Consider the following 12,876-nt stretch of genomic DNA (forward strand, 5'->3'; position numbering starts at 1 on the left):
TTAAAGGAGTTGATAAAATGAAAAAAGATATATATGTATACCCTGCTATACTAAGCTATGATAGCGATGGTATCTCTGTAGAATTTCCTGATTTGCCAGGTTGCCTTACATGTGCAGATACAACAGAAGAAGCCTTAAAAATGGCAAAAGAAGCTCTAGGGCTACATCTGTATGGCATGGAAGAAGACAATAACATAATACCTAATCCAACAACTATAGATAAATTAAACTTAGAGAAAAATCAAATACCTACTTTAATAGAGATATATATGCCTATTCACAGAAAAGCTATAGAGAATTATTCTGTTAAAAAAACTCTCACTATCCCACAATGGCTTAATAGAGAAGCTGAAAAAAATAAGGTTAATTTTTCTCAGATACTTCAAGAAGCTTTAAAAAATCATCTTAATATTCATTAGATATAATTAGAGCAGTCTAACTGCTCTTTTATATAAATTTTATTCAAAACTTATAAAGGGAGTGTACATATGAATATAAAATCAGCTTTTATAAGAAAAAGAAGTGAAAAATTTCATGTATATGTGGAGTATGTGGAAGAAGAAACTGGGAAAAAGAAACAAAAAAGTTATGGAAGTTATGAAAAGAAAAAGGATGCTGAAAAACATTTAATTGAAATAAAATCTACTATAAACAATAATAAGTTTGTTGCTCCAAACACTGTAACGCTTGTAGACAGATGCTATAGATACATAGAGGAAAAAAAGGATGACTTTTCTCCATATACTTTAAGAAACAGAAAAAGTATAATTAGAAATCACATCCAACCTTTTTTTGAAGATATAAAATTAATTGATATTAGTCCAAACCTTTTACAAACATATGTCAATAAAATATATAAAAAATATTCTTTGAATTCCGCAAAAAATTCGATTAGTTTTTTAAATGCTTTATTGCATGAAGCTTATCGACTTAGAGAAATACAAGAAGATGTTTCTAAGTTTGTAATAACTCCAAATAAAGAAAATGCATCTACAACTAATTTTTATACCAAAGAGGAGGCTCAGATACTGTTAGAAAGGTGTCTTGATACTGATTTAGCTATACCTATCTATTTAATGTTAGGACTTGGTCTACGCTTCGGTGAAGCTGTAGGAATTAGATGGTGTGATGTTGAACTTAATAAAAGTATTATAAATGTAAAACAAACAATGATTCATGTTGATGGAAAAGTAACTTTTAAATCACCTAAAACAGATAAATCTAAAAGAAGATTGACAGCACCAACTGAGTTAATAATTTTGTTAAAAGATGAAAAGTTAAGACAAAGTAAATTAAAATTACAAGGGATACTAAAAAATGAATTAGATTTAGTATGTCTAAATTCAAAATTTAAACCTTGGACACAACAAATGTTTTTTAAACCTTTTAAAAGATTATTAGAGAACAACAATCTTAGGTATATAAAATTGCATGAACTTAGACATACAAATGCAACTTTGATGTTATTATCTGGCACTAACATAAAAACTATTTCAGAACGATTAGGTCATACAGATATAAAAATAACTATGAATAAATACTCTCATGTTTTAGAAGAAATGGACAAAGAAGCTTCTGATAATTTAAGTAAAATCTTATTTAAATAATCGTCAGTTCTATGTCAGTAAGATGTCAGTTAATCATATATTTTTTTATTTGTCAGTTAGATGTCAGTCAAATATTTATTACTAGACAGTAGTAAAAAGCAGTATTTTACTACTATCTAGCAGCACTTAATATTGTATAATATCTAAGCATAACACTTATAAAATGTTATTCTTCTTCATCTTTTATAGAAAATTCTACATTTTCAATTATATTTGAATGTTTATCCTGTTTTGCAATGATTCTGTACTTATTAATTTCTTCATTCACAATACCTATACTCCAAATTAATACTATAGCATCATCTATAAATCCAAATGCTCCAGCGAGCATTTCAGGTATTATATCAATACCAGATACAAAGTAGGATACAGTAAAAACTAATACAGAAACTACTTTGACCTTATCAATTATATTTATTCTTTTATCTGTCATAAAATCTGGTAGTTTAAGTAAATCAAATATAAAAAGTAATCCAAACTTAGCATTTTTAAATCTTACTAAAATTTTTTTTAAAGTATCTAAAATTATATCAATAACTCTTTTTAAAAGTTCCATATTTATCACCTCTTATAATCATAGGTTACTCTACATTATAACCGATATAATTAATTTGATGAATATTTTAGATATAAATTTTATTAATTAGTTTATACTTAAATTGTATTGATTACATATGGACAGTTATATAATAACTTAAGTATTTTAAATTGTTTATAATTTTTACAATAATATTAATTTATTTTTAATTATAACAATTCAATTCCTGCGTTTCTAAAATTTTCAATCATATCTTGTGGCCATACTCCAACTTGTACTTCCCCTATATGTGCCTTTTGCAAGAAATACATACAGATTCTTGATTGACCAATTCCTCCACCAATTGTATATGGAAGCTCACCATTTAAAAGCATTTTATGATAATCAAATTCTTTTCTATCTTCACATCCAGCAAGCTTTAACTGTCTATCTAGTGATTCTTCATCAACTCTAATTCCCATTGATGATAATTCTAATGCAGAATCTAGAACAGGGTTATAAAATAGTATATCTCCATTTAATTCCCAATCATCATAATCAGGGCTTCTTCCATCATGTTTTTCTCCTGATACTAATGTCTTTCCTATTTGTGTTATAAATACAGCTTTTTTATCTTTTACAATTTTATCTTCTCTATCTTTTGGCGATAACTCTGGATACATATCTTCTAATTCCTGTGATGTTATAAATGTTATTTCTTCTGGTAAAATTTCTTTTATACCTTCATACATACTACACACAAATATTTCAGTATCTTTAAATACTCCATATAATCTTTTTACAACGTCTTCTAAAGTTTTTTCATTTCTGCTACTTTTTTCTATAACTAATTCCCAGTCCCATTGGTCTACATATAAAGAATGTATATTGTCCAATTCTTCATTTTTTCTTATTGCATTCATATCTGTATATAAACCACTTCCAACTGCAAAACCATATTTTTTAAGAGCTAATCTCTTCCATTTTGCAAGTGATTGAACAATTTCTGCATTTTTATCCATAAATGGTATATCAAAGCTTACTGCTTTTTCTCCATTTAAATTATCATTTGCACCTGTTTCAGGCAATACAAATAGTGGTGAAGAAACTCTTATTAAATTTAACTCATTACTCAATCTCATTTCAAAGAAATCTTTTAATTTTTTTATGGCTACTTGTGTATCAATTACATTTAGACTGCTTTTATAATCTTTTGGTATTATTGTACTCATACTATTCACTCCCTATATTCTATATATTTTTCCATTAAAAAAACCTCTCATCCCTATAAAAAGGGACGAAAGGTTGCTTTTCCGCGGTACCACCCTGATTAGTTTGAAATAGATTCAAACCCAGCTCATAATGTACAGATATTACTCGATACATCCCAATATGATAACGGTTTGGTTCCGACTAAGCCTACTCTTTTAAAATTTCAGTTAGCAACTCCAGGATGTTCTTCACTATAGACTTCATATTGGTCTCACACCATCACCAACTCGCTTTAATTACATTCTATACCTACTCTTCCTTTCAACGTCTTTAAAGTTTTATTTTTACTTTAATAAAAGTTAACTTTTGTGTTTTCTATTTATTCATAATAGTATGATAAGTGATTAGTTAAATTTTGTCAAGTTTATTATTTTTTATTTTTTATATACTTTATACATTTTTCCCCATGTTTTATAAGTTTTCAAATGTAGTTTTTAATCTATCCATACATTCTTTTAATAGAGATTGTGGGCATGCTACATTTATTCTTTCAAACCCAATACCTTCTTTTCCAAATATATAACCTTCATCAAATAATACATTGGCTTTTTTAAACATTAAATCTTCAAGTTCTACTTCATTTAATCCATAAGCAGTAAAGTCTAGCCAAGCTAGATATGTCCCTTCTGGATAAACAAGTTTAACTTTTGGTAAGTATTCTTTTAAGTATTCATCAATAAATTTTATATTATTATCTAGATATTCATTTAATTCATCAAGCCAGTCTTCACTTTCATTATATGCTGCAATAGTAGCTACAATAGCAAAAGGATTTGGTGAAGTACCAACTCCAACAGCTGTAACTTCATCTTGATACTTCTTCTTTAACTCTTTATTATTCACTATTATATTGGATAATTGCATTCCAGCTAAATTGAATGTCTTACTTGGAGCTATACATGTGACTATTTTCTCTTTATATTCTGGGCATAATGATTGTAAAGGAATATGTTTAAATCCTTTTCGAATTAAGTCAGAGTGTATTTCATCTGCTATTATCCACAAGTCATATTTTTTGCATATTTCTACGACTTTTTTTAATTCTTCTTCTCTCCATACTCTACCAACAGGATTGTGAGGGCTACAAAGAATAAGTACTTTATTATTGCCACACTTAGCTTTTTCTTCTAAATCAGTGTAATCCATTCTATAAGTTCCATTTTCATATATTAGAAAATTATTTATAACTTCCCTATTATTGCTTTTTATCTTTGCTTCAAATGGATAATATACTGGTTTTTGAATTATTACTCCTTCTCCAGAGTTTGTTAATATTCTTACTAAAATAGCTACAGCAGGTACAACTCCAGGGCTAAAAACAATATCTTCTCTATTTACTTCCCAGTTAAATCTTCTTTTATACCATCCACAAACTGCATCAAAGTATTCGTCACTATTATTAGAACTATATCCAAATATTTTGTGGTCGATTTTTTTATGTAATGCTTCTATTATTGGTTCTGCACATTCAAAATCCATATCTGCAATCCAAAAAGGTAAACCATCTTTTTGTGCTTTTGGTGAACAATTAGTTCTGAAATCCCACTTTACACAGTCTGTTCCTACTCTGTCTACAACTCTATCAAAATTATATTTACTCATTTAAGCCTCCTAAAAATATAAATTCTATAAATATTAAATTTGTCACTACTTGTAATCTAAGGACATTTTACCACTCTACACACTATAATAATACTTTTTGGTTTAATAGATTTAAAATATACCTATTTTTCCTACAATAGATTTTTTCGATATTGTAAAAACAACTTCATTACAACAAAATAAAAAGAGACTATTTACGTCAATAATATTACAACTAACATAAAAAACCTCTTTTCATAAGTTTAAAAAATTTTAAATATAAATCAATTAATTTAAAATCTTATCCTAATCTCTTTTCAACTAGTCTGCACCAGATATCAACTCCATATTCTAAAGCCTTAGTATCAAACGTCACATTAGGATTGTGGAATCCTGGTGTAGCATCAGCACCTAGTCCAATATATGTAGTCTTACATTTTAGTTTTTGAGTATAATAGTGAAAATCTTCCCCACCAGAGTTTTTAAATACACCTATAGATGCATCTTCACCAAGTACATCTTTAATAGTCTCTTCAGCTAAACTTACAAGACCTTCATCAAACTCTGCTGCTGGAACTCCATCTTTCGAAAGCAATATAGCCTCTGCGTTTATAGAACTTGCAGCGGTTTTTATAGCATGAATAGCTTTTTCTTTTAATTCTTCTATTATTTCATTACTCTCTGCTCTTATATCTAAAGCCATAAAAGCTTCATCTGGTATATTATTATATGTTTCACCTTTAACTGATATCTTTGTAACTTTAATAGAATTTGGAACAGCTGGATTTACTCTTATTGCATTTATTGCATTTACTGCTAAACATACAGCATCTACTGCATTTACACCTAAGTGTGGCTTAGAACCATGACAAGTAATACCTTTAATAGTAAATTCCATTATGCAACTGGCACAATGATACATTGCAGGTATGGCCTTTCCTAATCTACAATCTTGCCCAGGTCTTAAATGCATACCTACCATCTCTTCAACATCATCTAATAAACCAGAATCTATTACTCTTAATGCTCCATAAAGTTTTTCTTCACCTGGTTGAAAAATTATTTTAAGTTTTCCTTTTTTTACTAAGTCCCTCTCTTTTATTAAACTTGCAGCTGTTAGAAGCATGGAAGTGTGACCATCATGACCACAAGCATGTATCATTTTCTTTTCTCCATCTATTATAAATTCTAATGCATCTATATCTGCTCTTATCGCAAATACTGGCCCTTCTTTTTTTGAGTCTATTGTTACTATAATGCCAGTTCCTGCAACACCTTCATCTATATTTTCAAATCCCATTTTTTTAAGTTCTTCTAAAATAAATGTAGATGTCTTGTATTCTTCAAATCCTTTTTCTGGAATTGTATGTAAATAATCATACACCTTATGTACATAGTCAATATAACTTTTATTATTTTCCATAATATAATACCTCCATAAATTTTAATTTTTACCTTATATTACTCTTTTCCATATGTTGTCTATACTACAAAATAATTCATTATAAGCATTGCAATACATCCATTTAAAGTTGCTATTATAAACATATGTGGATAGTATTTAGTTTTTAATTCGGCTGTTCCTAACAACCTACCCATAAACTGTATCTGAGCTCCTGAAAGTAATAACATTGGTAAAAGTATTGCAACATGTGCTTGATTTATTTGACCTGCTGTAAACAAGCCAGCTATTACCCCAGAAGCTCCTCCCATTGATATAAATATTGTCATTATTGCAGTTGCTGCAACACCTGGAAGTCCAAATATGCTCATTACAGGTGTGAAAATTGTTCCTATTATATCCAAAAGACCAGTTAAATTGAATATAGAAATTATAGCAAAACCAAATATAACATTTGGAGCCATTGAATTTGTGCTTATTTGAAACCCGTTTCTAGCTCCACCAATAAATGCATCTATCACATTTCCTTTTTTAACTTTCACCTCTTTTTTTGCTATATCACTCATATTAAGCTTCCTCCTTTTCGAATTTATTTAAGTATAATCTAAGTAAGTTTGCTCCAACAAATTTCATAATTAAGATTAAGGCAAGTGGTATAAATATTGGAACATCGCCTATAAATGGAAACAATGCTGCTCCTGAAGCAAAGAAATTTGTGATTGCAGATGCTCCAGAAAACTGAAATGCACAGAAAACAGCTTTTTGCTTTTCATCTATATACCCATCATCTTTAAGTTCCTTAGTCATAGATGCAGCAGCGTCTGTAGATTGTAAACTAGCTATTAAAGTTAATCCTGCAAATCCAGGTAATCCTAGTAATGGTTTTAATAGTGGACTAAGAAGTTTTTGCGCTGCTTTCATACCATCTAAGTGGTCTATAACTCTGACTATTCCAAGTGCAAACATAACTGATGGTATTAAAGTTAATGCATATAGCCATCCATCACGAGGACCAGTCCCTCCATCCCCTCTGAAGTTTGCAGCTAATATACCTACACCATCATTAACTGTCCCCAGTGAACCAAAGTTTCCTAATACATTATTAAAATCTAGTACTTTTAATGCTCCAGGTGCATCTTTAAATATTCCTGAAAAGAATAATGCTCCTAATATTAATGCTACATACCCATACCATTTAACTTCTATTTTTTCTGTTGTTGATTCTAACTTGCTCATATAAATTCTCCCTCCTGCTTAAATAAATTTTATTAGTACACCTTTTCATTAAGCAAAACCCATGCCAATACTTTAATAATAATATTTTTTCATTTGTTTTTTTATTGTTAATTTTTTACATCATATAAATTGCTTGCAATTGCTAACTTTTTAAACTTATATTTATACATCTTTTATTGTCATGCAGTAGAAAAATCTTTATATTATAAATATTTTTCTATATAATTTTTCAAACTAATTTTATAAATAGGATTTTATAGGATAAAAACCTATAAAATCCTATTATTTAGCTAAATGTATAAATTTATCATGTTATTTGTTGTATAATATAACTTGTTCTGCTCTTAAAAAAGCAAACTAAATATTACCTTAGTTAGGAGAAATAAAATGGACAGAAAAAAATTAATCCTTATAACATATGATAAATTAAATGCTGACCACTACAAAGAAGAGTTAATAAGCTTTTTTGGAGATGAAATAAGTATAGAAACTCAAAACATACTTGATGGTATAAGAGAGAATTTAGAGGGTGATGTAGTTCTTTCTCTATCACCTTTAACTAGTAATTTTTTAATAAAGCATTTCAAGGAAGATATTGAAATTATCCATGGAACAAAGGCACTTTCAAAGCTTGGATATGAGAAAATGATGAAACTACCTCCAGGTACAAAATCATTACTTATGACTACCAATAAAACTTCAGCGTTTGAAATGGCTACTTATTTATATAAAATAGGAATAAATCATATCGATTTTGTACCAACATACCCAAACTGTGAAGAAATATATGATTTAGATACAGCTATAACACCAGGTCAGACTAGATTTATACCAAAATACATAAAAAATATCGTTGACTTAGGTTGGAGAAAAATTTCATTAGATACATATATGTCGTTACTAGTAGTATTAAAGCTAAAAAACGAGAAGTTTATAGAAAAACTATACAAGCTATCTAAGGAAATACTTAGTCATGATTTTTTAAATACATCATTAGATAATATATCTAAATTAAAAACTATACTCTATATGACTATTGACGAAATTGGAGATGGGTTAATATTTTTCAATACATTCAACAAGGTTACATTTGTAAATAAATCTTTACTAAGCATGTTGGAATTAGATGAAAAGCTCATAAAATCACCTTCTTTAATGGAATATTTACCAAAGAGTTTTTTGGATAAAATCACTCAAAATCTAAACATAGATAATATGATTATATACATAGATGAAATAGACAAAAAATTTATACTATCAAAAAAACCATTTTATCTTTATAAAAATATAGAAGGTTGCTTAATTACATTAAAAGATGTAAGCAAGATAGAAATACTAGAACAAAAAATAAGAAGTGACTCTGTTAAAAGAGGTTATATAGCCAAGTATAAGTTCAATAATATAATTGGAAATAGCACTGTTATAAAAGACTGTATCAAAAAAGCAAAAAAAATGGCTCTTACAGATAACCCTATTCTAATAACTGGTGAAACAGGTACTGGTAAAGAAGCTTTTACTCAATCAATACACAACCATTCTCCTAGAAAAAATAAACCTTTTGTAGCAATAAATTGTGCTTCACTTCCAAGTGAGTTGCTTGAAAGTGAACTGTTTGGATATGAAGATGGTTCTTTTACTGGAGCAAAAAAGGGTGGAAAGAAAGGATTATTTGAATTAGCTCATACTGGAACCATATTTTTAGATGAGATAGGAGATATGCCACATGATTTACAAGTAAAACTCTTAAGAGTTTTACAAGAAAAGGAAATTAGAAAAATTGGTGGTACAAATATTATTCCAATTGATGTAAGAATACTAGCTGCTACAAACAAAAACCTAGAAAAATTAATTTTAGAAAATAAATTTAGAATGGATTTGTTTTACAGGATAAGTATGTTCACATTAGATTTGCCTCCTCTTAGAAATAGATTAGAAGATATACCATTTCTTTTAGAATCGTTTTTAAAAGAACTTCCATATAAAAATATTAAACTCGATAAAAATCTATTAAAAGCTTTAAATTCTTATACTTGGATGGGCAATATCAGAGAATTGAGAAATTGTATTGAATATATGGCTTATATGGGTTCTAATCAACTTACGATAAATGACTTGCCACAAAATATATCTTCAAAATTAAATAATCATCATATGTTAGGAAATACCTCTATATTTCATGATTTAAATCAATATGATAAAAATATATGTGTTTCTATCCTAAAATCGTTATATATAAAGCCAATGGGAAGAGCAAAACTCATGAAATTTATGGAGCATAATGTCACAGAATATGAAGTAAGAAGTATGCTAGAATATTTGACATCTAATGAATATTTAACTCCTGGTAAAGGAAGAAAAGGTAGCTCTATCACCGAAAAAGGTATAAAAATTATAGAAAATAATATATTTTAGTTTTATATTAATTCAAATTTACTACCTCAAAATTTATATTTATAATCATAAATTTTATTTTACTATAACTTATTATAAAATAATAAAAGATACCTTCAGCAAAAAAGCTATGAAGTAATAATTTTTATTATTAGTTTCATAGCTTTTAATATTAATATATTAATTGATTTAATATTACTGATTGATAATTATAAAGTGTATCTGTTAAAGGTATAAACTCTGAACCAATCCCAAATTTTAATTCTGCAAACGCCTCTAAATAGTCTGGGTCACATACATCTTCCTGTGTTAAATCTTGAAGTACCATTTCAGTCGCAAGATAAGTCGCTAATGATGGTATAAAAGCGTCCATTGGCATAGGATATCCACCAAGTCTATTTGACATGCCAGCAGCTTTAGCCTTTTCACTTATCATATCATTTATCTTGTCATAATTTTGAGCATCTTTTTTAGCTATTTTAAATCCCATAACGCTAGGATATGTATCTGTTGGTGATGGATTACTTTGCTCTGCAACTATATATTTTAACTCTAAAGCTTTAGTTAATATAACTTCATCCATATACTCATTTACACCAAATACATTTATATCTTTTCCATACTTCTTAACCTGTTTGTCTATATCTTCATTTAAAAATTGCTTCATTTTGCCCTTATCTTCTTCTGTATTTACATTTGGTGTATCAACTTGTACAAATTGCATTCCTAAACTTCTACAAGTCTCTTTAATTTTTTCCAGTCTTTTGGCTATATTGGCATCTTTCAAATCATCCTTAGATGCATAATGAATAAAAGCTTTTGCTCCCAGTTCCTTTGAACGTTCAACTAATAACTTTCCTCTTTCCTCTGTGTCAACGCCTAGATTTACATCTACATATTGACTCAATTGGTTTTTGTCCTCTCCCATAGGAGCTGAGATAGTTATTATTTCTGGACGCTTTTCTTTTACCTTTTGTAATGCTGGTAAAAGACCTGCTTGGTCCGTTGATACTACAATCGCCTGAATTTCTTTATCATCAGTCAATTTTACTATTTCATTTATAGACTTATCTATATTAGAAGTAAAGTTTTCTGGCAACACAACATGTTTTATAGTTCGCTCAACTCTAGCTTCACCATCTTTTTCTTTATCAGTTTCATTAGCTTCCTTATACTCTTTTGCTAAATCTTCTACTATACTGTATTGTACTTTATTTTCAGATAATGGCTGAGTTACTACTGCAACTTTGAAATCATCAATGATTTTCTCTTTATCATTTTTGCCTGTAACTAAACTACACCCTGTAATCCCAATAATTAAACATATAGATAGCATAAGTGCTGTTATTTTTTTAAGCATTAGTTAAAACCTCCTAAATTTGTACTTTCTTATCACTATTACTAATTTTATCATACTTCAAAGAAAAATTATATTATAAAAAAATTATATGCTAACTATTATAATCCAATCTAAAAAGTACTATGGGTAGATTAGATTTTGATTAAATCTACCCATAGTACTAAAAAAATTATATATTATAAAATTAAATTAACTATAAATTATTATGCTATTTGTTTTTTGCTTTTTATGAAGTTACCAACTATTCCACCCAATATAGCTGGTATTACCCAGTTAAAGCCCAAACCTGCAAGTGGTAAACTTTGTATAAATGGAACAGCTCCTGTCATTCCATTTACAGCTGATAATACACTAACTAGTAATGTAACATATGCTGCACCCTTAAATGCATTATCATTTTTTATATGCTTACCAGCTAATTCCATGATAACTATTGCCAATAAAACAGGATATATAGTTTGTAGAATTGGAACTGATATAGCTATTATAGCATCAACACCTAAATTAGATATAAGCATACTAGCCACACATATACCGATAACTAGTTGTTTATAAGTTGCTTTACTTATTCCTTCAAAATAAGTTGAAATTGATGCTGTTAGACCTGTAGAAGTAGTTAAACAGGCAAGTGCTACAATTACACCTAAAATTATCTTTCCTACTTGACCATATAATAGTATACTAGTTATCTCAACCAATAAAGATGCTTGAGGTATGCTAGTATCATATAAAGTTGAAGCTGTTGCTCCTAGATAAGTAAGACCACCATATACTAATGCCAGGAATACACAGGCTACAAAACCAGCTTTAATAGTCATACCTATTTGGTCTTTATCTGATGTATATCCTTTAGCCACTATAGACATTAACATTATAGTAGCCATAGACGCTGCACCTAGAGCATCCATTGTTTGATAACCTTGTGATATACCTTCACCAAATAGATTTTTATCTATCATATGTTCTGGACTCATAGGTCCTGCTGGAGATATTATCCCTTTTACAATTAGAACAAATAATACTAATAATAACGCTGGAGTTAAATATTTACCTATTATGTCTATAACTTTAGAAGACCTAATCGTAAATGCTAAAGTCAAACCAAAGAATATTACTGAAAATACTGCTTTAGCTACTGTTCCATGGTCTCCAAATATAGGTATAATACCCATTTCATATGTTGTTGCACAAGTTCTTGGTATAACAAGAAGTGCTAAACATGCTAGAGCAGCTACACTCATTACTCTTGCTAATCCTTTACCTGCTCTTCTAAGTACATCATCCATGCTTCCTTTACATCTTGCTGTTGCTATGATAACAAGCATTGCTATACCAGCATCTGCAACAACAAAGCCAACAAGAGGAATTAACCAGTCTTTACCGGATTCCATTCCTAAAAATGGAGGGAACATAAGATTTCCTGCGCCAAAGAACATAGAGAACAAAGCAAAACCAACTATAAAAATATCTCTCATCTGCTTACTCACACCAAACTACCCCCTTTGAAAAT

At 28.9% G+C, this 12,876-nt stretch carries 11 protein-coding genes and 1 other annotated feature; of the genes, 3 read left to right on the forward strand and 8 right to left on the reverse strand.

Going from position 1 to position 12,876, the window contains the following annotated elements:
• Positions 1–17 precede the first annotated feature (17 nt).
• Entirely contained in the window at positions 18–419 is a 402-nt protein-coding gene (locus IC174_RS08930) for a type II toxin-antitoxin system HicB family antitoxin (RefSeq protein ID WP_227482728.1), read from the forward strand.
• A 69-nt stretch (positions 420–488) separates the two neighbouring features.
• The gene (locus IC174_RS08935; RefSeq protein ID WP_227482729.1) at positions 489–1,607 is read left to right on the forward strand and encodes a site-specific integrase; all 1,119 of its coding nucleotides are present in this window, start codon (positions 489–491) and stop codon (positions 1,605–1,607) included.
• A gap of 166 nt (positions 1,608–1,773) precedes the next feature.
• Here the strand turns inward: IC174_RS08935 and IC174_RS08940 are convergent, their stop codons facing one another.
• From IC174_RS08940 to IC174_RS08965, 6 genes are all read right to left on the reverse strand, one after another.
• Positions 1,774–2,163, reverse strand: coding sequence for a YkvA family protein (locus tag IC174_RS08940; protein WP_227432374.1), 390 nt, complete (start codon positions 2,161–2,163; stop codon positions 1,774–1,776).
• A gap of 191 nt (positions 2,164–2,354) precedes the next feature.
• On the reverse strand, positions 2,355–3,356 hold the full coding sequence (asnA, locus tag IC174_RS08945; RefSeq protein WP_227432373.1) for an aspartate--ammonia ligase: 1,002 nt from the start codon (positions 3,354–3,356) through the stop codon (positions 2,355–2,357).
• Positions 3,357–3,414: 58 nt separating this feature from the next.
• Positions 3,415–3,670 (reverse strand) — a binding site (T-box leader).
• Positions 3,671–3,807: 137 nt separating this feature from the next.
• The gene (locus tag IC174_RS08950) at positions 3,808–4,998 is read right to left on the reverse strand and encodes a MalY/PatB family protein (RefSeq protein ID WP_227482730.1); all 1,191 of its coding nucleotides are present in this window, start codon (positions 4,996–4,998) and stop codon (positions 3,808–3,810) included.
• Positions 4,999–5,278: 280 nt separating this feature from the next.
• Positions 5,279–6,400 (reverse strand): M20 peptidase aminoacylase family protein, encoded by a 1,122-nt coding sequence (locus IC174_RS08955; RefSeq protein ID WP_227482731.1) that lies wholly within the window; start codon positions 6,398–6,400, stop codon positions 5,279–5,281.
• 59 nt (positions 6,401–6,459) lie between these two features.
• Positions 6,460–6,945, reverse strand: a complete 486-nt coding sequence (locus tag IC174_RS08960) for a YjiG family protein (protein WP_227482732.1) — start codon at positions 6,943–6,945, stop codon at positions 6,460–6,462.
• Between the two features lies 1 nt (position 6,946).
• Entirely contained in the window at positions 6,947–7,615 is a 669-nt protein-coding gene (locus IC174_RS08965) for a nucleoside recognition domain-containing protein (RefSeq protein ID WP_227482733.1), read from the reverse strand.
• 387 nt (positions 7,616–8,002) lie between these two features.
• Here IC174_RS08965 and IC174_RS08970 point away from each other — a divergent pair, with 387 nt between their 5' ends.
• Positions 8,003–10,027, forward strand: coding sequence for a sigma 54-interacting transcriptional regulator (locus IC174_RS08970; protein WP_227482734.1), 2,025 nt, complete (start codon positions 8,003–8,005; stop codon positions 10,025–10,027).
• 151 nt (positions 10,028–10,178) lie between these two features.
• Here the strand turns inward: IC174_RS08970 and IC174_RS08975 are convergent, their stop codons facing one another.
• Complete coding sequence (locus tag IC174_RS08975; RefSeq protein ID WP_227482735.1) at positions 10,179–11,366, reverse strand: DUF3798 domain-containing protein; 1,188 nt, start codon at positions 11,364–11,366, stop codon at positions 10,179–10,181.
• Positions 11,367–11,569: 203 nt separating this feature from the next.
• On the reverse strand, positions 11,570–12,841 hold the full coding sequence (gene brnQ, locus IC174_RS08980; RefSeq protein ID WP_227432748.1) for a branched-chain amino acid transport system II carrier protein: 1,272 nt from the start codon (positions 12,839–12,841) through the stop codon (positions 11,570–11,572).
• Positions 12,842–12,876 lie beyond the last annotated feature (35 nt).

Origin of the sequence: Clostridioides sp. ES-S-0001-03, assembly GCF_020676075.1 — a bacterium.
GTDB lineage: Bacteria > Bacillota > Clostridia > Peptostreptococcales > Peptostreptococcaceae > Clostridioides.

Excerpts from the sequence above, each read along its gene's own strand:
- IC174_RS08970 (WP_227482734.1), top strand. The coding sequence starts at position 8,003 with ATGGACAGAAAAAAATTAATCCTTATAACATATGATAAATTAAATGCT.
- IC174_RS08930 (WP_227482728.1), top strand. The coding sequence starts at position 18 with ATGAAAAAAGATATATATGTATACCCTGCTATACTAAGCTATGATAGC.
- brnQ (WP_227432748.1), bottom strand. The coding sequence starts at position 12,841 with ATGAGAGATATTTTTATAGTTGGTTTTGCTTTGTTCTCTATGTTCTTT.
- IC174_RS08960 (WP_227482732.1), bottom strand. The coding sequence starts at position 6,945 with ATGAGTGATATAGCAAAAAAAGAGGTGAAAGTTAAAAAAGGAAATGTG.
- asnA (WP_227432373.1), bottom strand. The coding sequence starts at position 3,356 with ATGAGTACAATAATACCAAAAGATTATAAAAGCAGTCTAAATGTAATT.
- IC174_RS08955 (WP_227482731.1), bottom strand. The coding sequence starts at position 6,400 with ATGGAAAATAATAAAAGTTATATTGACTATGTACATAAGGTGTATGAT.
- IC174_RS08965 (WP_227482733.1), bottom strand. The coding sequence starts at position 7,615 with ATGAGCAAGTTAGAATCAACAACAGAAAAAATAGAAGTTAAATGGTAT.
- IC174_RS08935 (WP_227482729.1), top strand. The coding sequence starts at position 489 with ATGAATATAAAATCAGCTTTTATAAGAAAAAGAAGTGAAAAATTTCAT.
- IC174_RS08950 (WP_227482730.1), bottom strand. The coding sequence starts at position 4,998 with ATGAGTAAATATAATTTTGATAGAGTTGTAGACAGAGTAGGAACAGAC.
- IC174_RS08940 (WP_227432374.1), bottom strand. The coding sequence starts at position 2,163 with ATGGAACTTTTAAAAAGAGTTATTGATATAATTTTAGATACTTTAAAA.
- IC174_RS08975 (WP_227482735.1), bottom strand. The coding sequence starts at position 11,366 with ATGCTTAAAAAAATAACAGCACTTATGCTATCTATATGTTTAATTATT.